The organism is Afipia sp. GW821-FHT14H12, from assembly GCF_058803465.1.
The window spans coordinates 872,709-895,713 of record NZ_JBXAOZ010000001.1 but is presented as its reverse complement, the minus strand read 5'-3'; the positions used below and the strand labels follow the sequence as shown (position 1 = coordinate 895,713).

Genomic DNA, 23,005 nt, shown 5'->3' with positions numbered 1-23,005 from the left:
GAGCCCGGCTTTGAGCGTTTTATAACGTTTTGCCTCCCCTGCGGATACCTCCGCGGCCCCGTCACCCGCGCCGGACACGCGCAGAAGGTAAAGCAATGCCCGCCTCCCTCGCCGATCTGATCTCCATTCTCGATCTCGAGACGCTGGGGAGCGACAGATTCCGTGGCTTCAGTCCGCCAAGCGGCTGGCAGCGCGTGTTCGGCGGTCAGGTCGTCGGCCAGTCGCTGGTCGCGGCCTGCCGCACGGTGGAGGGCCGGCTGCCGCATTCGCTGCACGCCTATTTCATCCTGCCCGGCGACCCCGCCGTTCCGATCGAGTATGACGTGGCGCGGCTGCGCGACGGCGGCAGCTTCTCCACCCGCCGCGTCATCGCCTCGCAGAAGGGCGCCGAAATCTTTTCCATGATCGCCTCATTCCATGCGCATGAGGACAGCATCTTCGAACATCAGGCCGCGATGCCGCCGGTGCCATCGCCGGATGAGGTCAGGTCGCTCGATCTCCATCAGGTGCTCGACGAAAAGCAGCAAAGCGAGATGCCGAACTTCATCCGCCGTTTTTTTGAGGCCGAGATGCCGTTCGAACTGCGCCCGACCAATCTGAAACGATATGTCGGCGAAAAAATCGACGACGGCCATGTCACCATCTGGCTGAAAGCGGCAAAGCCGCTGCCGGACGATCCGGCCCTGCACATGTGCGCGCTGGCCTATGCCTCCGACTTCTCGCTGCTCGACGCCTCGCTGGCCTCCTATGGCCGGACCGTGTTCGAGAACGGCATCAGCGGCGCGAGCCTCGACCATGCGCTGTGGTTTCACCGCCCGTTCCGGGCCGACGAATGGCTGCTCTATTCTCAGGACAGCCCGAACGCCCATGATGGGCTCGGCTTCTCCCGCGGCGAGATCTTCCGGGCCGACGGCACGCTGGTCGCTTCCGTGGCGCAGGAAGGCTCCGTCCGGGTACGGCGGCCCAAGCCTGCCGGTTGAGCCGGAAGACACCCTCCCCGACTGCTCTTTTTTCGCCCGGCCTGATGAAATCGATGGCAGAGTTGCCCGCGTTTTTATAAAGACGCGAAGCCGCTTGCAGCAGAAGGACCGGCGCGCCCATGAAGCTCGTTACCGCGATCATCAAGCCCTTCAAGCTCGACGAGGTCCGTCAGGCCCTCACCAATATCGGCATCCACGGCATGACCGTCACCGAGGTGAAGGGATACGGCCGCCAGAAAGGCCATACCGAGATTTATCGCGGCGCCGAATATGCCGTGAACTTTCTGCCGAAACTGCGGATCGAGGTCGCGGTCACCAGCGACCTCGCCGACAAGACGGTTGAGATCATCACGGGCAGCGCACGCACCGGACAGATCGGTGACGGCAAAGTGTTCGTGACGCCCATCGAAAACGCGGTACGCATCCGTACCGGCGAGACCGACGCCGACGCCCTCTAAGCCGCCCGCCCTGTTTTATTTCCAACGATTGCCGGAATTTTCCCATGACGACTTGGCTTCGTAACCGCACCGCCGCAACAGGCTTTGGCGCGCTGATCCTTTCCGCACTGGCAAGCCCGGCTTTCGCGCAAGATAGCGCGACCGGGATCAACCCCACCGACACCGCATGGATGATCGTCGCCACCGCTTTCGTGCTGATGATGACGGTCCCCGGCCTCGCATTGTTTTACGCGGGCATGGTGCGCAAGAAGAACGTGCTGGCGACGATGGCGCAAAGCCTCGGCGCTGTCGCCGCGATCTCGATCCTGTGGGTGGCTTACGGCTACAGCCTGACATTCGTGGGTGGTGGCGGCGGCCTCGGCACACTGCATCGTTTCATGCTCTCGGGCATGACGATGGACAGCATCAATCCCTTCGCCAAGACGATTCCTGAATCGCTGTTCGTGCTTTACCAGATGACGTTCGGCGTGATCGCGGTGGCGCTGATCGCGGGCTCGGTCGCAGACCGCATGCGTTTCTCATCCTACATGCTGTTCTGTGCAGGCTGGTTCACGCTCGCCTACATTCCGCTGGCGCACTGGATCTGGGGCGGCGGTTTTCTCGCGCAACTCGGCGTGCTGGATTTCGCGGGCGGTCTTGTCATTCATCTGAGCGCGGGCAGCGCCGGTCTTGTCGCCGCCGTGATGCTCGGCAGCCGGCGCGGTTACGGCTCGGAAAATCTCGCGCCGCATGACCTGTCGCTCGCGGTGATCGGCACCGGCCTGTTGTGGGTCGGCTGGTTCGGCTTCAACGGCGGCTCGGCGCTGCAGGCGAATTCGCGCGCGGTGATGGCGATCCTCTCGACGCATCTCGCCGCCTGCGCGGGCGCGCTGACCTGGAGCGCGATCGAATGGATCAAGCGCCGCAAGCCGTCCGTGCTCGGCATGATCTCCGGCGCGGTCGCGGGCCTCGGCACCATCACCCCAGCATCAGGTTTCGTCACGCCGGGCCAAGGCATCCTGATCGGCGTGATCGCGGGCGGCATCTGCTATTGGGCCTGCACCAGCCTCAAGCATCGCTACAAATACGACGACACGCTCGACGTGTTCGGCATTCACGGCATCGGCGGCATGATCGGCACGCTGATGACCGGTATCTTCGCCACACAATCCATCGGCGGCGTTGCCGGACTGCTGGAAGGCAATCCCCATCTTCTGCTGGCGCAGATCGTGGGCATCGTCGTCACCATCGTGTGGTCGGGCGGCGCGACCTACGTGCTGCTGAAATTGATCGATGCACGGGTCGGCGCCCGGGTCTCGCACGAGCACGAGGTCGAGGGCCTCGACATCACCCAGCACGGCGAAGCCTTGCAGTAATTCCCTGGGCTGCGACTTCCCCAGACCATGCCTTGGCTGCGGATGGTTTTTTAAGGATGCCGTAACCTGCTGCCCGCCTCATGGGCAGCTTTGCGGCAAATTCCTGTCCTGCCTATTTTGCAGGCGGCGCTGTCGCCATTTTAAGCGGCGGTTTGTGCAGCGCATTCCGACCGCACCGGGCGGCGAAGGAATTACGTGTTTTATCAAATAGATAGGCCGTAGCTGCGCTCTGGCACAGCTTTTGATTCGTCATGTTCCGGCGGGTGCCCGCGAAGTGTCCTTCTTCGCGCGGTGAGTCCCGATCAAAAGCGCCCGGCACGCCGGGCCAAGCGGGGAACAGACATGAAGATCGTGATGGCTGTCATCAAGCCGTTCAAGCTGGAAGAGGTCCGCGATGCCCTGACCGCCATCGGCGTTCATGGCCTCACGGTGACGGAAGTGAAGGGGTACGGCCGCCAGAAGGGCCATACCGAAATCTATCGCGGTGCTGAATACGCCGTGAGTTTCCTGCCCAAAATCAAAATCGAGGTCGCGGTCGCCGATGCCCAGGTCGACCGCACCATCGAGGCCATCACCTCGGCCGCCAAGACCGGCCAGATCGGCGACGGCAAGATTTTCGTCACCAGCCTCGAGCACGCGGTGCGCATCCGCACCGGCGAAGCCGATGACGCAGCCCTCTGATTTCCACGCCTTCCATCCCATTCAATCAGGAGTCTTCACCATGAGTTTTCACCGTCCCGCACGTCTGGGATCGGCCGCACTGATCGCAGCAATTGCCGTGATCGGATGCACCGGCGCAGCCTTTGCCGCTGACGCACCCGTTCCCAACAAGGGCGACACCGCCTGGATGCTCGTCAGCTCACTGCTCGTGCTGATGATGTCGATCCCCGGTCTTGCCTTGTTCTATGGCGGCCTCGTGCGCGCCAAGAACATGCTGTCGATCCTCACGCAGGTGTTCGCCATCGTCGCGATGGTCGGCATCATCTGGACGCTTTACGGCTACTCACTCGCCTTCACCGACGGCGGCAGCCTGACCAACTATGTCGGCGGCCTCTCGAAGGCGTTCCTCGCAGGCGTCGATGCGAACTCCACCGTGGGCACCTTCTCCAACGGCGTCGTGATTCCCGAATACGCCTATATGGTGTTCCAGATGACGTTCGCGATGATCACGCCCGCGCTGATCGTCGGCGCGTTCGCCGAACGCATCAAGTTCTCGGCGGCGCTGCTGTTCGTGTTCCTGTGGGTGAGCATCATCTACTTCCCGCTGGCGCACTGGGTCTGGTACGTCGCGGCGCCTGACGATATCGCTGCCGCCGCCAAGGCGCTTGCAGCGGCAAGCGGTGACGCGGCAAAGGCTGCGGCACAGGCGAAACTCGACAGCGTCACCGGTTCGGTCGGCTGGCTTGCAGGCGCTGGCGCACTCGACTTTGCGGGCGGCACCGTGGTTCACATCAACGCCGGCATCGCCGGTCTTGTCGGCGCCCTGATGGTCGGCAAGCGCGTCGGCTACGGCCGCGAGATCATGGCTCCGCATTCGCTGACCATGACCATGATCGGCGCCTCGCTGCTGTGGGTCGGCTGGTTCGGCTTCAACGCCGGCTCCAACCTCGAAGCCAACGGCGGCGCTGCGCTTGCCTTCGTCAACACCATGGTCGCGACCGCAGGCGCTGCGTTCTCCTGGCTGATGGTGGAATGGATGGCGAAGGGCAAGCCCTCGCTGCTCGGCATCTGTTCGGGCGCGGTCGCAGGTCTCGTCGCGGTCACGCCCGCGGCGGGCTTCTGCGGTCCGATGGGCGCACTGGTGCTCGGTCTTCTGGTCTCGCCGATCTGCCTGTTCTTCGTCTCCACCGTGAAGAACGCGCTCGGCTATGACGACGCGCTCGACGTGTTCGGCGTGCATTGCATCGGCGGCATCTTCGGCGCGCTGATGACCGGCATCCTGGTCAACCCCGCGCTCGGGGGCGTCGGCATCACCGACTACACCAACATCACCGGCAACAATGCCGGCACCTACGACCTCGTCACCCAGATGATCGCGCAGGGCAAGGCGGTGATCGCCACGCTGCTGTGGTCGGGTATCGGTTCGGCGATCCTCTACAAGGTCGTCGACCTGATCGTCGGTCTGCGGGTGCCGGTCGATGCCGAGCGCGAAGGCCTCGACATCACCGACCACGGCGAGCGCGCCTACAACATGTAAGCGCACGCCACTGACACGGTCGGGGCCTGTTTCCCGGCAACGCCCCGACTGCGGAGGGCTCCGGCTTAAAACCGGGGCCCTCTCTCTTTTGCCGCAGGCCGGACGTCTTCCGGCCGCCTTTCCTGTTTGGCCTAAAATCGCTGCGCCGCCCGATGGTTAATCGCGCCTTAACCTCACCGCCGCTATGGTGGGACGATCCATTTCCCTATCTGCCGGTGATGGCTGACTGATTGAAAGTGCTGGGCTTTTCGTAATGGTCTCGTCCGCTTCCTCCCGCCCGGAGACCGCCGCCGCGCCCGCGGCCGGCGAACGCTCTCCGTTTGCGCGGCTGACGGAGCTGCTTGCGCCCTATCAGCCCGGTCAAAAGCTCATCAACCTGTCGCTCGGCGAGCCACAGCATCCGATGCCGCCGTTTCTCGGCGAGGTGCTGATGCAAAGCCTTGCCGATTTCGGTCACTATCCGGCGTCGAACGGCATTCCCGCTTTCCGCGCCGCCGCCGCCGGCTGGCTGTCGCGGCGCTACCGCCTGCCGCGCGCGGTCGATCCCGACAGCGAGGTTCTGGTGCTGAACGGCAGCCGCGAGGGGCTGTTTCACGCTGCGATCGCGGCCGCAGCCTATGTCGGCAAACGCAACGGCGCGCCCGCGATCCTCATGCCGAACCCGTTCTATCCGGCTTACGCCGCAGGCGCGCGCGGCGCGGGCTGCGAATCGATATTCCTGCCGGCCGTGCGCGCGAACGGCTTTCTTCCCGACCTCGACGCGCTCGACGACAAATTGCTGTCGCGTACGGTCGCGTTCTATCTCGCTTCACCCGCGAACCCGCAAGGTTCGGTCGCAACGCCCGCCTACTTCGCGCGGTTGAGCGAACTCGCCAACCGCCACGGCTTCATGGTGCTGAGCGACGAATGCTATTCGGAGATCTACACTCGCACGCCGCCCGGCAGCATTCTTGAGAACGCGGGCGCCGATTTCAAAAACGTCGTCGCCTTCCAGTCGCTCTCGAAACGCTCGAACCTGCCGGGTCTGCGCGTTGGCTTCGTCGCGGGCGACAAAGCGTTCATCCGCCGCTTCCATGAATGGCGCAACATCGCGGCCCCTCAGGTGCCGGTGCCGCTGCAGCATGTCGGCATCGCCGCCTATGGTGACGAAGCGCATGTCGACGAAAACCGCCGCCTCTACGGCCTGAAGTTCGATCACGCCGACGCCATCCTCGGCACGCGTTTCGGCTATCAGCGGCCGGCGGGCGGTTTCTGCGCCTGGCTCGATGTTTCCGCCCATGGCGGCGACGAGCAGGCCGCGATCCGGCTTTTCCGGGACGGCGGGGTGCGAGTGCTGCCGGGCAGCTATCTCGCCCGGCCCGGTGCCGACGGCTCGAATCCCGGCGCGGGCTATATCCGCCTTGCGCTGGTACAGGCCGCCGACGCCACCAAAGAGGCGCTCACGCGCATGGTGGCTGTGTTGAACGATCACGAACCGCGGGGTTGAGGGCGGGATATGGCAATCGAACGCGTCGCTCCTTTGGTCGGACAGCTCTCCGACCCCATCCGCGAGATGCTGATGCGGCGTCTGCGCGAGCTGATCGGCCTTGCGGTGATTGTCTTCGCCGGTGTCGTCGCCGCTGCGCTGATGACATGGTCGGTGCAGGATCCGAGCCTCAGCCACGCGACCTCCGGCAAGATTCGCAACCTGATCGGCTGGCCCGGCGCGATCGGCTCCGATTTGTTGATGCAGATTCTCGGCCTCGGCACCATCATGTTCGTGCTACCGGTCGCGGTGTGGGGCTGGCGGCTCTTGACGCACCGGCCGTTCGACCGCGAGGCGGTGCGCATCGGCTGCTGGATTTTGTGCGCCGTGCTGGCGTCCGGCTTCGCAAGCTGCTGGCCGCACAGCATGTCATGGCCGCTGCCGACCGGCCTCGGCGGCGTGGTCGGCGACGCCATCGTGCGCGTGCCCGCCGTGATCTTCGGGCCGCCCGGCCTTCTGTACCGGATGTGTCTTGGGCTGCTGCTCGGCATCGGCGTCATCTTCACCTGCGCCATCGCGGGCGGCTACGGTGCGCGTGAAGCCGATCCGGAAGACGATGTTGCCATCGATGACGACGAGGAAGCATTCGAGGAAGACGCCGCGCCCGGCCTTTTCTCGCTCGGCTTCTTCCTGCACGCCGCGATCAGCACCAAGGCGCGGATCGGCCGCTTTCTGAAGGCGCTGTTCTCGCTTGCGGTCGGCCGTAACGAATCCGCGCGGGGTCATTCCTTCGAGCGTACCGAGCCGAGCTTGCGCGGCCGCGCAAGCCCACCGCTGGTGCCGAAGGACGAGGAAGAAGACGACGAAGAATACGAGGACGAAGAGGAGGAGGAGGAAGAAGAGGAAGAGGAACCCGCGCCGCGCAAGCGCGTCGCTAAAACCTCCTCGCGCAGATCCTCCGCCTTCGCATTGCCGCCGATCGGAGTGCTCACCGCGCCCAAGGCGTCCGACCGCTTCACGCTCAGCAAGGATGAGTTGGAGGAAAATTCCCGTTCGCTCGAGGGCGTGCTGCAGGACTTCGGCGTACGTGGCGAAATCGTGAAAGCGAGCCCCGGACCGGTGGTGACGCTGTACGAACTCGAGCCCGCGCCAGGCATCAAGTCGTCACGCGTGATAGGCCTGTCCGACGACATCGCGCGCTCAATGAGCGCGGTTTCCGCGCGCGTCGCCGTCGTCTCCGGCCGCAACGCCATCGGCATCGAGCTGCCGAACGCCAAGCGCGAGACGGTTTATCTGCGCGAGCTTCTGACATCCAAGGAGGCAACCGGCAGCACCGCCAAGCTGCCGCTGTGCCTTGGCAAGACCATCGGCGGCGAGCCGGTCATCGTCGATCTGGCGCGCATGCCGCATCTGCTGATCGCCGGCACCACCGGCTCAGGCAAGTCGGTCGGCATCAACACCATGATCCTGTCGCTGCTCTACCGGCTGAGGCCCGACCAGTGTCGCCTCATCATGGTCGACCCGAAGATGCTCGAACTCTCCGTCTATGACGGCATCCCACATCTGCTGACACCCGTCGTGACAGACCCGAAGAAGGCGGTCGTCGCGCTGAAATGGGCGGTGCGCGAGATGGAGCAACGCTACAAGAACATGGCGAAGCTCGGCGTGCGCAACATCGACGGCTACAACACACGCGTCGCCGAAGCCAAGGCAAAAGGCGAAGAACTGACCCGCACGGTGCAGACCGGCTTCGACAAGGAAACCGGCAAGGCGATCTACGAGGAGGAACGGCTCGACCTCGAACCGCTGCCCTATATCGTCATCATCGTCGACGAGATGGCTGACCTGATGATGGTCGCGGGCAAGGACATCGAAGGCGCGGTGCAGCGCCTCGCGCAGATGGCGCGCGCCGCGGGCCTGCATGTCATTCTCGCCACGCAGCGTCCCTCGGTCGACGTCATCACCGGTACCATCAAGGCTAACTTCCCGACCCGCATCTCCTTCCAGGTCACCTCGAAGATCGACAGTCGCGTGCTTCTCGGCGAAATGGGCGCCGAGCAACTCCTCGGCCAGGGCGACATGCTCTACATGGCGGGCGGCGGACGCATCAGCCGCGTCCACGGCCCATTCGTGTCGGACGAAGAGGTGGAGAAGATCGTCCGTCACCTCAAGACGCAAGGCGTCCCGGAATATCTCGAAGCCGTCACGGCCGAGGAAGAAACCGACGAGGACGGCAACGCGGTGTTCGACAACACCAGCATGGGCGGCGGCGAGAGCGATCTGTTCCAGCAGGCCGTCGCCATCGTCAAACGCGACCGCAAGGCCTCCACGAGCTACATCCAGCGCAGGTTGCAGATCGGCTACAACAAGGCTGCAACGCTGATGGAGCGGATGGAGGAAGCCGGTATCGTGGGGCAGGCCAATCACGCCGGAAAACGTGAGATTCTGGTGCCCGAGGAGGAAGGTTTTTGAGCGTAGCGGGACAATGGGCCGTGAAAACGCCATTACTCGCTGCTAGATGAATGTGACCAATATCCACCGTCCAGCAGGACCTTCCTTGAAACACCAGAACGGCCTCCTTTTCATGCCCGGCATTCCTGCTTTTGCGAACTGGCAGCGCGTTGCACTCGCAGCCGTTTTTGTGGCCGCGTCCATCGCGCAGGCGCAGGCCGTGCCGCTACCACGACCCGCTCCGAAAGCCCGCGATATGCAGGTCGCAGCATCCGAACCGGCGGCGCCTGCTCCGCCCGCCGCAATCAACAACGCGCCACGGCAGCCGGCATCCGAACCGATGCCGAATCCGATCATGCCGACGCTGAAAAAGCTGTTCGGCGGCGACAGTCCGGCGCCCAAGCTACAGGCGTTCGACGCCAACCAGCGTGCGCTCGCGGACAAGGTCAGCGCCTATCTGTCGTCGCTGCAAAACCTGTCGGGGAATTTCGTGCAGGTCGGCCCCGACGGCAGCCGCACCACCGGCAATTTCTATCTGCAGAAGCCCGGCAAGATCCGTTTCGAGTATGACGATCCCTCACCGATCGCGCTCGTTGCTGACGGCACCAGCGTGATCGTGCGCGACCGCCGTCTCGCGACGCAGGATGTCTATCCGCTGTCGCAGACGCCGCTGCGCTACCTGCTTGCCTCGAAGCTCGATCTCTTGCGCGACACCAACGTCACCAGCATCAGCGCCGACGATCTCTACATCAGCATCACCATCGAGGAGAAGCAGGCGGTGACCGGCACCAGCCGCCTGACACTGATGGTCGGCGCCAAGGACGGCAAGCTCAAACAGTGGACCGTGACCGATCCGCAGGGCTACGACACCACCGTCGCGGTCTACAATCTCGACACCACCAAGAAGCTCGATCCGGCGCTGTTTAAGATCGACTACACCAACTACCAGGGGGGGAGTAACTAAACGCCTGCATCGCACCTAAATCGCCGGTCGGGCCAGGGATTGATGCCATCTCGCAGCCACAACAGCGTGTCGAGCCAAAAATCGCCGCTGTGACGCGCATGGAAAAGGCCGAAATGGCCGATCCGATCGCAACCGTAATCCGCCGGCGTCAGGGCAGCCTCCATCACCTTCGCGTTCTTGTAATAAGCAAGCGAGCGGCGGATCGCGGCCGGTGTTCCCAGTTCATCATCCTCGACGCAAACCGCAACGATCCGCGCGTTCACGGCCGCGAACCGGCGCTGCACCTCCATTCTTTGTCTGCGCGGGTGACCCATCTCCATACGTGCGCGCCGGAAGCTCCATTCATTGGCGACGCCGGCCGGCAAATCCTCGAGCCAACCCAGTCTGCGTCCCGGAAAATAGCCGCATAAAGCCGTCATCGCCGGCATCACCACATGCCATTTCAGAAAAAGCGCCGCGCGACGGCGAGCCGCATAGTCGCGCCAATACGCATATTGCGCGCCAACGGTCAGCATTCTGTCGATGAGCGCCGCATGCCCGGCAAGTCCCGGCAGATAGCCGCCGAAACTATGACCGACGACATGCAGCGGGAGGTTCGGCGCCTGCTGACGCAGAAACTGCAATGCCGCGTCGAAATCCTTTTCGCCCCAATCGCGCCAGCGATAACCGCAACCGCGCAGCCGTTCTGGCCGGGACATGCCGATCCCCCGGTAATCATAGGTGAGGACGACGAACCCGCGATCCGCAAGAAATCTGGCGTAGTAGTGATAATAACTGGCGAGAACGCCGGTCGCGCAATTGATGGCAACCGCGCCGCAAACCGGCGCCGCGCCACGCCACACGTGACCACCAAGCACGACATCGTCGTCGCAGACGATCCGGACGATATTTCCACTCTCGACGGTCACGCCAGTCCTTCTTCCCTGGAGAAAGACGGCGTAACATCGGGCACCAGCCCGGTATATTCACTGTTCGGTATACATAAGTCATGACGCAATCAGCGACACGGGAACGCATTCTTTCAGCGGCGGCAAAGCTCTTCTACAGCGAGGGCATTCGTGCCGTGAGTGTCGACGCGGTTGCCAGGAAAGCTGGTGTCACCAAGCGGACGCTGTACTATCATTTCAGAAGCAAGGACGATCTGATCGCGGCTTATCTCGAGGCCCGCGATCAACCGAACCTCACTCTGTTTCAGGACTGGTTCGCGCAAGCGGATGGCGACACCGCAGACAAAATCCGCGCTATCTTTTCACGCCTGACGGAAAGTCTGCGCCATCCGAAGTGGAGGGGTTGCGGCTTTCTGCGCACTTCGGCCGAACTCATCAACATGCCCGGGCACCCCGCCCTGCTCGCCAGCCGCGTTCACAAGAAACGAGTCGAGACGTGGCTTGCCGATGTTTTGGCGCAAGACGGGCTGGCGCGACGCTCTGCCGAATTGGCGCGCCAGATCGTGCTGCTGCTCGACGGCGCATTCGCGGACGGACTTCTGCATCGCGATGCCTCTTACATGGAGGCCGCAGGCAACGCAGCTCATACACTCATCCGGCAGGCCGCCGTCATCTCTGGCAAGCCAAAAGGACGGCAGGCGCTTGCCCGGCCCCGCGCAATCCGATAGATCGCATGCACTCATGCCCTTCACGCTCACCACCTGGAATATCAATTCCGTTCGCCTGCGTATCGATCTGGTCGCCAAGTTTTTGAAAAGCCGGCGGCCCGATGTGCTGTGCCTGCAGGAAACCAAGTGCATCGACGATGCCTTTCCGCTGAAGCGTTTTCAGCGGCTCGGCTATGAGCACATCGCGCTGAACGGACAGAAGGGTTATCACGGCGTCGCCATCGTCTCGAAGCGGCCGTTCGTCTCCAAGGACGTGCGCACATTCTGCGGCAAGATCGACTCGCGCCATATCTCCGTCGCATTCGGCGAAAGCGCGGGCCTCTCGGCACCGCTGGTGCTGCATAATTTCTATGTCCCCGCGGGTGGCGACATTCCCGACCCCGCCGCCAATCCGAAATTCGAGCACAAGCTCTCCTTTCTTGATGAGATGCGCGACTGCGGACCGCTGCATCCGCAGGGCGATGCGCGGCACATCCTGGTCGGCGATCTCAACGTCGCGCCGCACGAGCATGACGTGTGGTCGCACAAACAATTGCTCAACGTCGTCTCGCACACGCCGGTGGAATGCGAGAAGTTGCTCGCCGTGCAGTCACAGGGCAACTGGGTGGATATCGCGCGCCAGCGCATTCCGATGGATGAGAAGGTCTATACGTGGTGGAGCTATCGCGCCGCCGACTGGACCGTCGGCAATCGCGGCCGCAGGCTCGATCACATCTGGGTCTCGCCCGCGCTCGGCGACAAGGTCAGCGACTTCAAGATCATGCGTGACGCACGAAGCTGGGAACGGCCCTCGGACCATGTACCAGTGACGGCGGTGCTGGATATTTAGGGCTACCATCTCATGTTCGTCATGCGCGGACTTGATCCACGCATCCATCTTTTTAAAAGAAGATGGATTGCCGGGTCGAGCCCAGCAATGACACTCCAAGCATTTCAATCACACCAGTTTCGATGTCAGCCGCGCGATCGCAGTCGCCGCCGCGTTGGTGCGCGCGGCAAGATCGTCGCGAATGCGCCGCGCCGCTTCAGGATGGCTTTCCAGCACACGCTGATATAGCGTGCGCGACACGCGCACCACCGTCGAGTGTTCCAGCGCGGTCGCAGTCGCGGGACGGCGCATGTCGACGATCAGCGCAAGCTCGCCGATCAATTCGCCAGCGCCCACCACCACCTCGGGACCATCTTCCGCAGCCACGCGGAACGAACCGCGCCGCACGACATAGCCGGCATCGGCAATATCGTTCTGGTGAAACAACACATCGCCATAGCCATAGTCGCGCTGCTCCGCGCCGATCGCCAGCACCTGCAATGCGGCCATGCCGAGCAGGTTCAGCGCCGGCACGCGGGCAAGCAGAGCTATATCGTCTTCAATCGACATGAGGTCCCGGACACTGGCGGCCTGCGGGGCCGCGATGCGAACCCCGCATCATGCTATGCCACAAATCAGGGGACAAGTTTGTAGCCGCCGGACTCTGTCACCAGAATTTCGGGATTGGCGGCATCCTTCTCGATCTTCTGGCGGAGCCGGTAGATGTGGGTTTCCAGCGTGTGCGTGGTGACGCCGGAGTTGTAGCCCCACACTTCCTGCAACAGCGTCTCGCGCGTCACCGGCTGCTGACCGGCACGATAGAGAAAGCGCAGGATCGCGGTTTCCTTCTCCGTCAGCCGCACCTTCTTGGCGTTGGCGCCGGTGAGCATCTTCGAGCCGGGGCGGAAGCTGTAAGGCCCGACCGTGAACACCGCATCCTCGCTCGCCTCGTGCTGGCGCAGTTGCGCGCGGATTCGCGCCAGCAGCACGGCAAAGCGGAAGGGCTTCGCGACATAGTCGTTCGCCCCCGATTCCAGCCCGAGAATGGTGTCGGATTCGCCGTCATGCCCGGTCAGCATGATGATCGGCGCCTTGAAGCCACTCTTGCGCAGGCCGCGAACCACTTCGCGGCCGTCGGTGTCGGGCAGGCCGACATCCATCAGCACGAGGTCGGGCGCTTCGGTCTTTGCTGCATGCGCGCCCTTCGCCCCGGTCTCGGCGGCGGTCGGCTCGAATTCCTCATGCAGCGCGAGCTGCTCCATCAGCGCCTCGCGCAGATCGTTGTCATCGTCCACGATCAGGATCTTGCGAGCGGTGGGCATACATTCAATCCTTTGAGACTAATGAAAATTAGAAGCTCGACCAAAGACGCTGAACCGGGGCAAAACAATGTCCGGGATAGCATTTGGCGCTCACGACGCAAGATAGGAGTTCGGCGTATTCATGAGAAGCCGAGCCAATACATACACTTATCAGACAATCCCGCGTGATTGTCCGGTGCGGGAAATTACCATCCGGACGGCGGCCGGGAATCGGCAGCGCGGCTGGCTCCAGCTTGATGGCCGGGCCATTCCGGTGGCGCTCGGGCGCGGCGGCATCCTGACCGACAAGCGCGAGGGGGACGGCGGGACACCGCGCGGGGTGTTTCATCCGGTGCGGCTATGGTGGCGGGCTGACCGGCATGCGCGGCCACGTACGGCTTTGCCGGTCCGCCGCATCACCGTCGTGGACGCCTGGTCGGAAGATCCCGCCGACCGGCGCTACAACCAGCCGATCCAGATCAGGGATGGCGAACCGGGCGACCGCTTGAAGCGCGAAGATCATCTCTATGACTTCATCATCGAGATCGACCACAACACCCGGCCACGGATTCCCGGGCGCGGCAGCGCCGTGTTCCTGCATCTGGCGCGCGACAATTTCGCGGCCACCGCCGGATGCGTCGGCATGACGAAACGCGCGATGCTACGACTGCTGACGCGTCTCGGGCCGGAAACGCGAATCGTGATCGATTAAAACCCGTGTCACCCCGCACGACTGAAAAAGATTCCGGGTTCGCTCGCTTTGCTCTCACCTCGGAATGACTTTCACCGGTGTCCGAAAATCGCCGAGCCGACGCGAATGTGGGTCGCACCGAATTGTATCGCCACCGCGAAGTCGGCGCTCATGCCCATCGACAACAGTTTCAGGCCGTTGCGCTTCGCGATTTTCGCGGTGAGCGCGAAATGCGGCGCAGGCGCTTCATCCACCGGCGGAATGCACATCAGACCGGAAATGGTCAGCCCGTAGCGATCGCGGCAAGCGGCGAGAAAGCTATCTGCCTCCTGCGGGATGACACCGGCCTTTTGCGGCTCCTCGCCAGTATTGATCTGCGCGAACAATAGAGGATTTCGTTCCCGCGATTTGATTTCTTTGCTTAACGCTTCGCAAATGCTCGGGCGGTCCACTGAATGGATCGCATCGAACAGCATCACCGCTTCGCGCGCCTTGTTGGATTGCAAGGGTCCGATCAAGTGCAGCCTGAGACCGGACGTCGCCGCCATAAGCTCCGGCCATTTCGCTTTCGCTTCCTGCACGCGGTTCTCACCGAACACGCGCTGCCCCGCTGAAATGACGGGAGAAATCGCGGCCGCATCGAATGTCTTGGAGACGGCAATCAATTCCACCGAAGCACGGTCGCGCCGTGCATCGGCGCAAGCACGCAAAATCTCCTGCTCGACGGACGCAAGGCCCTCTGGTGAATCCGGCGTTACCGAAGATGCTTTATGATCGGTCATCAGTCCTCGCAAATCCGACGACAAGCAAGAGTTAGCTCAAATTTTATCGGATCGGGGAAACTCTTCTTGAGGCCTTTGCCCCTAGAGTCTTTATCTGGGGCAGGGAAGGTCATGTCGATTACCAGTTTCACCGGCGGCACGTCAAAAATAAAGGCGCTCGTCGGCATTCGTGCACGCCTGATTTTGTTCGCGCTCATCCTCATCGTGCCGATGATGTTCGACCGCGTGCGGCTGCTTGAGGAAAGCCGCCAGCAACAGGTCAAAATCGCCAGCAACGAACTCGCGGAGCTTGCGCGCCACACTGCAGACGCGCAACGCGAAATCATTCTCACCGTACAGGCCGTCCTGAAATCGTCAGCCTTCATCTACGGCTCGGCCCGCTCGCCAGATCGCGCCTGCACCATCCTGCGCGCCAGCATGCGTTCGGACCTGCCCTGGATCAGAAGCATTTCAGTCGTCGGCGATTCGGGAACCGTCTCCTGCTCGACCTCCGATCATATCGTCGGCCTCGATCTGGCCGATCGCAATTATATTATCCGCGCACGGAGTGCGAACAGCTTCGTAGTCAGCGACTACATCTTCAGTCGGGCCGCCAATCTTCCCACCATCATGGCCGCGCTTCCGGCAGCCAATTCGATAACCGGCGAGCATTCGGTGATGATCGCCGCGATCGATCTGAAATGGATCTCCGAATTGATGAGGCGCCGCACCGAGCGTGCCGGTCTCTCCGCCCTGCTTGTCGGCAATGACGGCGTCGTTCTGGCTGCGTCGCGCCCGCAGGATGCATCCCTGATCGGAAAGCCGCTTCAGGAAAAGAAACTGCTGACGGCGGTGACAAATCACGAGATCGACACGGCAAAGGATTCCGGTTCACTTCTCTTTCAGTCCGAGCACGGAAAGCAGGAAATTACATTCGCCCGAGTCGACGGCACGCAGGCGCGCATGATCGTCTCGATCAACGAAACCGAACTGCTCGGCGATATCGACCGCAGTATCCGCACCGCCTACATGCAGCTTGGGCTTCTGGTGCTGTTCGCCCTTCTCGGCGGCTGGCTCGCGGGCGAACGGCTGATTATCCGTCCGATCAGCATCATCACCAGCCTCGCCGACCGGTTCGGGCAGGGCGATCTGTCCTCGCCGGAATCCGACATGCGGCTGCCGCCTGAATTCCAGCCCCTCGCGCGGTCCTTCGGCCGTATGGCGATGCAGTTGCGCGAGCGCGAACGCGAGCTCGTTGCCACCAATGACCGTCTTCAGGTGATGGCCTCGGTGGATATGATCTCCGGCCTCGCCAACCGTCGCGGATTGCAGAACCGGCTCGAATTCGAATGGAGGAAAGCCGAACAGACCGGCGGTCCGGTGTCGCTCATCATGATCGACGTCGATCATTTCAAGCTGTTCAACGACACCTACGGCCATCTCGAAGGCGACAAGTGCCTGCGCCAGATCGGCGAGGCGCTGGCGGCGATCGCGGGCGAGGTCACGGGCTTCGCCGCGCGTTACGGCGGCGAGGAATTCTGTCTGCTGCTGCCCAAGACCAACGGCATCGCCGCGATGGAAATCGGCGAGCGGGTCCGTGCGGCGGTCGAAGCCCTGAACATTCCGCATAGCATGAGTGCGTTCCAGCAGGTCACCGTCAGTGCGGGCATGGCGGCCGTGGCGCCGGGACAGGCGGCCTCGGTGCAGGACCTGATCGAAGCGGCGGACGCCGCCCTTTATGTCGCCAAGCATCGCGGCCGCAACAATGTGGTCGCCCATGCCCTGATCCGGTCGGACGAAAAGCCGCTGTCGCTGGCAAGCTAGCCCTCCGAACAGTTCCGCGACCCGGTTTGAGGCGGTTTCCTCAACCGCCGAAACCCTTTATGAGATGGTCAGGTTTTCTCCTCCGATCCAGGCCGTCTTATCCTTATGAGCACTGAACGCTACAACGCCCGCGAGGCCGAATCTCGCTGGCAACAGATTTGGGACGAAAAAGGGGTTTTCGCCTCCCGAAACGACGATCCCCGGCCCAAATACTATGTGCTTGAGATGTTTCCCTACCCGTCAGGGCGCATCCACATGGGCCACGTCCGCAACTACACCATGGGCGACGTGGTCGCGCGCTACCGCCGCGCCAAGGGCCACAACGTGCTGCACCCGATGGGCTGGGACGCGTTCGGCATGCCGGCGGAAAACGCCGCGATGCAGAACAAGACCCATCCGGCGAAGTGGACTTACGCCAACATCGCCACGATGAAGAAGCAGCTCAAGTCGATGGGGCTGTCGCTCGACTGGGCGCGCGAAATCGCGACCTGCGATCCGAAATACTACAAGCACCAGCAACGGATGTTTCTCGACTTCCTGAAGGCGGGACTGGTCGAGCGCAAGCAGTCGAAGGTGAACTGGGACCCGGTCGACCAGACCGTGCTCGCCAACGAGCAGGTGATCGACGGCCGCGGGTGGCGTTCTGGCGCGCTCGTCGAACAGCGCGAGCTGACGCAATGGTTCTTCAAGATCAGCGACTATTCCGAGGAATTGCTGAGCGCGCTCGATACGCTCGACCGCTGGCCGGACAAGGTGCGCCTGATGCAGCGCAACTGGATCGGCCGCAGCGAAGGCCTGCTGGTGCGCTTCGCGCTCGATTCCAAAACTGCGCCGAACGGCGAGAGCGAGGTTGAGGTTTTCACCACGCGCCCCGACACGTTGTTCGGTGCGAAGTTCGTGGCGCTGTCGCCGGATCATCCGCTCGCGGCGGAAGCGGCGAAAACCAATCCCGCGCTCGCGACTTTCATCGAGGAATGCCGCCGCCACGGCACCGCGCAGGCGGAAATCGACACCGCCGAGAAGATGGGCTTCGACACCGGCATCCGCGCGCAGCATCCGTTCGATGCGGACTGGCAACTGCCGGTCTATGTCGCGAACTTCGTGCTGATGGATTACGGCACCGGCGCGATCTTCGGCTGCCCCGCGCACGATCAGCGCGACCTCGACTTCGTCAACAAATACGGGCTCGGCAATACGCCCGTGGTCTGCCCCGACGGGCAGGACCCGAAGACCTTCGTCATCACCGACACCGCCTATGATGGCGATGGCCGCATGATTAACTCGCGCTTTCTCGACGGCATGACCATCGCGGAAGCGAAGGAGGAAGTGGCGAAGCGGCTGGAGACGGCGACGCTCGGCAATGGTGCTGTCGCCAAGCGCCAGGTGAACTATCGCCTGCGCGACTGGGGCATCTCGCGTCAGCGTTACTGGGGCTGTCCAATCCCGATTATCCATTGCGAGACCTGCGGCGTCTTGCCGGTGCCGATCAAGGATCTGCCGGTAAAGCTGCCTGACGATGTCGAATTCGACCGCCCCGGCAATCCGCTCGACCGCCATCCGGCATGGAAGCATGTCGCCTGCCCGCAGTGCGGTGGCAAGGCGCGCCGCGAAACCGACACCATGGACACCTTCGTCGATTCGTCGTGGTACTTCGCGCGCTTCACCGATCCGTGGAACGAGACCGCGCCGACCACGCGCGCGGTCGCCGACAAGATGATGCCGGTCGATCAATATATCGGCGGCATCGAGCACGCGATTTTGCACCTGCTGTATTCCCGCTTCTTTACCCGCGCGATGAAGGCGACCGGCCATGTCGGTATCGACGAGCCGTTCGCCGGCCTGTTCACGCAGGGCATGGTGGTGCACGAGACCTACAAGAAAGCGGATGGTAGCTGGGCTGCGCCGAGCGAAATTGCGATCGAAGGCATGGGCGCTGACCGCCGCGCCACGCTGCTCGACGGCGGCGCGCCGGTCGAGATCGGCTCGATCGAGAAGATGTCGAAGTCGAAGCGCAACACCATCGATCCCGACGACATCATCGGCACCTACGGCGCCGATACCGCGCGCTGGTTTATGCTGTCGGATTCGCCGCCCGACCGCGACGTGATCTGGAGCGAGGAAGGCGTGCAGGGCGCCAACCGCTTCGTGCAGCGGGTATGGCGTCTGGTCAATCTCGCCGCGCCGCATCTGCCGAAAGCATCGGCCGTCCCCAGCGGGAATGGCGACGTCAAACCGTTGCGCGCGAGCGCCCACCGCACGCTAGCCGATGTCTCGCAGGCCATCGAGCGGCTGCGCTTCAATACCGCCATCGCCAAGCTTTATACCTTCGTGGGCACGCTGGCGGAGGCCATCGATAATCCCCGGCTGAAAACCGATCCGGCATGGGCCGCCGCCGTTCGCGAGGCGCTCGACATCCTGATCCGGATGATCTCCCCCATGATGCCGCACCTCGCCGAGCAATGCTGGGAAGCGTTAGGCGGGCACGGGCTCGTCTCCGAAGCCGCCTGGCCGGAAGCGGACCCGGCGCTGCTGGTCGAGGACACCGTGACGATGCCGGTCCAGATCAACGGCAAGAAGCGCGCCGATGTCACGGTCGGCCGAAATGCGCCGAATCCGGAAATTGAGGCTGCCGTTTTGGCCCTCGATGCGGTAAAAACCGCCCTTGCCGGGGCCACTCCCCGCAAGATCATCGTGGTTCCGCAAAGGATCGTGAATGTCGTGGTTTAACGCCCGCATCGCCGCGCGGCTCGCGGCTGTTGCCCTGCTCGGGGCGCTGACCGCCGGTTGTTTCCAGCCGATGTATGCGGAACATACCGCCAATGGCGGACCCGGCCTGCGCGAGAAGCTGCAGGAAGTCGAGTTCGTACCGCTCAACGTCAGCAACGGTTCGCGCGAGGCGCGCATCGGCGTCGCGATCCGCAACGCCATGATGTTCAATGCCTATGGCGCCGCCACCGGCCTGCCGCCGCGCTACAAGCTGACGCTCCGCCTCTCCACGCAGCGGCTGTCGATCATCATCAATCCGAACACAGCGCGGCCCGATGTCGAAAACTACGGCATCGACGCTTATTACGAACTGCGCGATATCGAGACCAACAAACCGCTGGTGAACGGCAACACGACGGCACGCGTCTCCTACGATATTCCCGGCCAGGAGCAGCGGTTCGCCCAACAACGCGCCCAGCGTGACGCCGAGGATCGTGCAGCCAAGGAAATCGCGGACAATATTTCCACGCGCCTTGCCTCGTACTTCTTCTCGAACATGTAACTCGCAGCCGTGACGGCGCTGCGCGGCAAAGAGATCGATTCCTTCCTCGCCCGGCCAGATCCCGCGCGACCCGTGATCCTGCTTTATGGGCCTGACGCGGGCCTCGTGCGCGAGCGCGCCGATGCGCTGCTCGCCTCCGCCGTGGACGATCCCAACGATCCGTTCTCGATGGTGAAGATGGACGGCGACGAGCTCGCCGCCGATCCTTCGCGCCTTGTCGATGAAGCGATGACGGTGCCGCTGTTCGGCGGCCGCCGTGCAATTCGCATTCGCGCGGGCTCTCGCAATTTCGCAAGCGGCATCGACACGCTTGCCGATATGCCGCCGAAGGATTGCCGCATCGTCATCGAGGCAGGCGAATTGCGCCCCGACGCGCCTCTGCGCAAGGCCTGCGAACGCTCGCGCACCGCTGTTGCGATCGCCTGCTATGCCGACACCGAGCGCGACCTCGCCCGCCTGATCGACGAAGAACTGCGGCCGATCGGCGCGACCATCTCGTCCGACGCTCGTGCCGCCCTCGTCGGCCTGCTCGGTGGCGACCGGCAGGCCTCGCGCAACGAAATCCGCAAGCTCGCGCTTTACGCCCATGGCGCCAAGGAAGTGACGCTGGCCGATGTCGCGGCCGTGGTCACTGACGCTTCCGCGCTGGCGCTCGATCCGATCATCGACGGCGCCTTCGCGGGGAAGGCCGCGGTGATGGAAGCGGCCTACACCAAGGCGATCGCGGCAGGCACCTATCCCGGCCAGATCATCGCTTCCGCCCAGCGCCATGCCGCGCAACTGCACAAGGCGCGCCTCGCCCTCGAAGACGGCCGCAGCGACAGCGATGCGCTCGATGGCGGCTTTCCCAGGTTGCATTTTTCGCGCCGCACACCCGTCGAGGCCGCATTGCGAAATCTTTCCTCCGAGCGGCTGCTGCGGATCATCACGCTTCTGGCTGATGCCGCCCTCGAGATGCGCCGGCAGGCCGACCTCGCGGCCACCATCGGCCAGCGTGCCCTGATGGCGATCGCGGTGAACGCACGCCAGCGGCATTAACCTTTCGTCTGTCACCCTGAAACGAACACATCAAAGGAATTGTCAGGGTTCCCGCGCTGTGATTGGCTGCGCGCGCCTGATTGCAGATCTGCCGGGGATCCCCTTGTCTGCCTGTGTGCATTGATGACCGTTCTCGAAAGGGACCGGCAAGAGAGTGATGGTGTGTTGCTGCGGCGAGCCGATAAATCGCCGAACGCCAAGCCGTCTCTGCCTCGCGTCAACCTGTCCCGCTTCGATCTCGCCACGCTGGCGCTGCTCGCAACACTGTTCGTCCTCGTGGTGATGACCTTCCACGTCTACGCCGTCACCAACGACGAGTGGGTGCAGCATCATTACGGTGAGCTGATCCTCAATTATTACAAAAGCGGCTTCACCGACCGCGCCATGTTTCAGTTCGACAATCTCTATCTGTATGGCGGGCTGTTCGACATCGTCGCGGTGGCGCTGAGCCATGTCGTGCCGCTGGAGGTCTATGACCTGCGCCATCTGATGACGGGATTGTGCGGCATCGGCGGCATTGCTGCGGCGGCCGCCCTTGCGCGGCAGATCGCCGGGCCGCGCGCAGGATTCCTCGCCGCCTTGCTGCTCGCGACCTGCGGAGCATGGTACGGTACCATGTTCAACCACACCAAGGACATTCCGCTCGCCGCGATGATGACCACGGCGAGCTGGTTCCTGATCCGCACCGCGCGCGATCTGCCGAAGCCGCGCTGGCGCGACGTGATCGGGCTCGGCCTTTTTACCGGGCTCGCGCTCGGCATCAAGGTGCTGGGCCTGTTGCTGATTGGCTATGCCGGCGTGCTGATCCTGACGAGCATCCCGCGCCCGACAACCGCCCGCGAGGGCTTCCGCTTCGTCGGCGGCTGTGTGTTGCGCTTCCTGCCCGCGCTGCTGATCGCTTATTCCATCATGCTCGCGGCATGGCCCTGGGCCGCGCTGTCCCCTCTCAATCCGGTCCGCGGCCTGTTTCAGTTCGCCGAATTCCACTACCACATCGAGACGTGGCTCGACGGCCAGCGCTACGAGATGGCGACCGCGCCGCGCCTCTATGTGCCGATCTATCTCGCGATCCGCCTTCCGCTGCTGGTGCTCGGCGCCGCCGCACTCTCGCTCGCCTTCGTGATGCTGCCGCAGGCCGTGGCACGCCTGCTGCCGCAACAGCGGCGGCGTGAAACCGCCATGGTGATCTTCATGGTGCTGTTTCCGCTAGCCTGCCAGGTGATCGGGCACGGCCCGGCCTTCACCGGCATGCGGCACTTTTTGTTCGTGGTGCCCCTGCTCGCGGTGCTGGCCGCCATCGCGCTTGACGCGGTGATCGCTTCGCTGGGACGTAAACATCTCGCTTTGGCCGCAGCCGCCTTTACGCTGGTGGTGGCGAATGCCGGCTGGAACACGCGGCAGCTCTATGAGCTGCATCCTTACGAATATCTCTATTACAACCGGCTGGTCGGCGGTGTGCACGGCGCGGCGCGACGCTATGTGATGGATTATTGGGTCGAGACAATGCCGGCCTCGGTCGCGCAACTGGCCGCGTTCCTCAACCGCACCGAGGGCAACCGCAAGCCGGTGCCGCCTGTCTACAATGTCGATGTCTGCGGTGACCGTCACGCCTTTGAGCGCGAACTCAGGGTACAGCATCTGACCCAGCGCCTGCGCTGGACCGACGACTGGGACCACGCCGACTTCTTCATCGCTCCGACCCACGGCAATTGCGACGAGCTTCTCAAGGGCCGGACCATCGCCACCATCGAGCGAGACAACACGCTGATCGGCGTGGTGAAGGACCGCCGCCGCATCACCCGGCCCGCTTTGGTGGAAGCCGAGTAATA

At 63.2% G+C, this 23,005-nt stretch carries 20 protein-coding genes; 16 read left to right on the top strand and 4 right to left on the bottom strand.

What is annotated here, in order from left to right; genetic code table 11:
• The first annotated feature begins 95 nt into the window (after positions 1–95).
• From tesB to AC1RNA_RS04385, 8 genes are all read left to right on the top strand, one after another.
• Positions 96–980, top strand: coding sequence for an acyl-CoA thioesterase II (gene tesB / locus AC1RNA_RS04420; RefSeq protein ID WP_048757766.1), 885 nt, complete (start codon positions 96–98; stop codon positions 978–980).
• A 119-nt stretch (positions 981–1,099) separates the two neighbouring features.
• Entirely contained in the window at positions 1,100–1,438 is a 339-nt protein-coding gene (locus AC1RNA_RS04415; protein WP_009338536.1) for a P-II family nitrogen regulator, read from the top strand.
• 44 nt (positions 1,439–1,482) lie between these two features.
• Positions 1,483–2,793: an ammonium transporter gene (locus AC1RNA_RS04410; protein WP_492950385.1), complete on the top strand. Its 1,311-nt coding sequence runs from the start codon at positions 1,483–1,485 to the stop codon at positions 2,791–2,793.
• A 342-nt stretch (positions 2,794–3,135) separates the two neighbouring features.
• On the top strand, positions 3,136–3,474 hold the full coding sequence (locus tag AC1RNA_RS04405) for a P-II family nitrogen regulator (RefSeq protein WP_009338541.1): 339 nt from the start codon (positions 3,136–3,138) through the stop codon (positions 3,472–3,474).
• Between the two features lie 40 nt (positions 3,475–3,514).
• Complete coding sequence (locus tag AC1RNA_RS04400) at positions 3,515–4,990, top strand: ammonium transporter (RefSeq protein WP_492950384.1); 1,476 nt, start codon at positions 3,515–3,517, stop codon at positions 4,988–4,990.
• A 253-nt stretch (positions 4,991–5,243) separates the two neighbouring features.
• Complete coding sequence (locus AC1RNA_RS04395; protein ID WP_492950383.1) at positions 5,244–6,476, top strand: aminotransferase class I/II-fold pyridoxal phosphate-dependent enzyme; 1,233 nt, start codon at positions 5,244–5,246, stop codon at positions 6,474–6,476.
• Positions 6,477–6,485: 9 nt separating this feature from the next.
• Positions 6,486–8,927: a DNA translocase FtsK 4TM domain-containing protein gene (locus AC1RNA_RS04390; protein ID WP_492950382.1), complete on the top strand. Its 2,442-nt coding sequence runs from the start codon at positions 6,486–6,488 to the stop codon at positions 8,925–8,927.
• A 112-nt stretch (positions 8,928–9,039) separates the two neighbouring features.
• Positions 9,040–9,870, top strand: a complete 831-nt coding sequence (locus tag AC1RNA_RS04385; protein ID WP_048758013.1) for an outer membrane lipoprotein carrier protein LolA — start codon at positions 9,040–9,042, stop codon at positions 9,868–9,870.
• On the opposite strand, the gene AC1RNA_RS04380 is transcribed toward AC1RNA_RS04385, so the two are convergent.
• Entirely contained in the window at positions 9,867–10,778 is a 912-nt protein-coding gene (locus AC1RNA_RS04380) for an alpha/beta hydrolase family protein (protein ID WP_492950381.1), read from the bottom strand. The two genes, AC1RNA_RS04385 and AC1RNA_RS04380, sit on opposite strands and share 4 nt — an antisense overlap.
• Before the next feature lie 80 nt (positions 10,779–10,858).
• Here AC1RNA_RS04380 and AC1RNA_RS04375 point away from each other — a divergent pair, with 80 nt between their 5' ends.
• Together AC1RNA_RS04375 and AC1RNA_RS04370 are read left to right on the top strand one after the other, a co-directional pair.
• Positions 10,859–11,485: a TetR/AcrR family transcriptional regulator gene (locus AC1RNA_RS04375; protein WP_009338552.1), complete on the top strand. Its 627-nt coding sequence runs from the start codon at positions 10,859–10,861 to the stop codon at positions 11,483–11,485.
• A 13-nt stretch (positions 11,486–11,498) separates the two neighbouring features.
• Positions 11,499–12,314: an exodeoxyribonuclease III gene (locus AC1RNA_RS04370; RefSeq protein ID WP_492950380.1), complete on the top strand. Its 816-nt coding sequence runs from the start codon at positions 11,499–11,501 to the stop codon at positions 12,312–12,314.
• 108 nt (positions 12,315–12,422) lie between these two features.
• Here the strand turns inward: AC1RNA_RS04370 and AC1RNA_RS04365 are convergent, their stop codons facing one another.
• Both AC1RNA_RS04365 and AC1RNA_RS04360 read right to left on the bottom strand, forming a co-directional pair.
• On the bottom strand, positions 12,423–12,863 hold the full coding sequence (locus AC1RNA_RS04365; RefSeq protein WP_009338556.1) for a cyclic nucleotide-binding domain-containing protein: 441 nt from the start codon (positions 12,861–12,863) through the stop codon (positions 12,423–12,425).
• A 65-nt stretch (positions 12,864–12,928) separates the two neighbouring features.
• A complete protein-coding gene (locus AC1RNA_RS04360; RefSeq protein ID WP_002717819.1) occupies positions 12,929–13,615 on the bottom strand; it encodes a response regulator transcription factor in 687 nt (228 codons plus the stop codon).
• Between the two features lie 121 nt (positions 13,616–13,736).
• Between AC1RNA_RS04360 and AC1RNA_RS04355 the strand changes: the two genes are divergently transcribed.
• Positions 13,737–14,306 (top strand): L,D-transpeptidase family protein, encoded by a 570-nt coding sequence (locus AC1RNA_RS04355; RefSeq protein ID WP_492950379.1) that lies wholly within the window; start codon positions 13,737–13,739, stop codon positions 14,304–14,306.
• A 71-nt stretch (positions 14,307–14,377) separates the two neighbouring features.
• On the opposite strand, the gene AC1RNA_RS04350 is transcribed toward AC1RNA_RS04355, so the two are convergent.
• Complete coding sequence (locus AC1RNA_RS04350) at positions 14,378–15,067, bottom strand: YggS family pyridoxal phosphate-dependent enzyme (protein ID WP_492950378.1); 690 nt, start codon at positions 15,065–15,067, stop codon at positions 14,378–14,380.
• Positions 15,068–15,178: 111 nt separating this feature from the next.
• On the opposite strand from AC1RNA_RS04350, the gene AC1RNA_RS04345 reads away from it, so the two are divergent.
• The 5 genes from AC1RNA_RS04345 (at position 15,179) to AC1RNA_RS04325 (ending at position 23,003) form a co-directional block, all read left to right on the top strand.
• On the top strand, positions 15,179–16,870 hold the full coding sequence (locus tag AC1RNA_RS04345; RefSeq protein WP_048757759.1) for a diguanylate cyclase domain-containing protein: 1,692 nt from the start codon (positions 15,179–15,181) through the stop codon (positions 16,868–16,870).
• 105 nt (positions 16,871–16,975) lie between these two features.
• Positions 16,976–19,597, top strand: coding sequence for a leucine--tRNA ligase (gene leuS / locus AC1RNA_RS04340; RefSeq protein ID WP_492950377.1), 2,622 nt, complete (start codon positions 16,976–16,978; stop codon positions 19,595–19,597).
• Positions 19,584–20,138, top strand: coding sequence for an LPS assembly lipoprotein LptE (gene lptE, locus AC1RNA_RS04335; protein WP_009338569.1), 555 nt, complete (start codon positions 19,584–19,586; stop codon positions 20,136–20,138). The genes leuS and lptE overlap by 14 nt, the downstream gene beginning before the upstream one ends.
• A gap of 9 nt (positions 20,139–20,147) precedes the next feature.
• Positions 20,148–21,176, top strand: coding sequence for a DNA polymerase III subunit delta (gene holA / locus AC1RNA_RS04330; protein ID WP_492950376.1), 1,029 nt, complete (start codon positions 20,148–20,150; stop codon positions 21,174–21,176).
• Between the two features lie 123 nt (positions 21,177–21,299).
• Positions 21,300–23,003, top strand: a complete 1,704-nt coding sequence (locus AC1RNA_RS04325; protein ID WP_492950375.1) for a glycosyltransferase family 39 protein — start codon at positions 21,300–21,302, stop codon at positions 23,001–23,003.
• Positions 23,004–23,005: the final 2 nt, after the last annotated feature.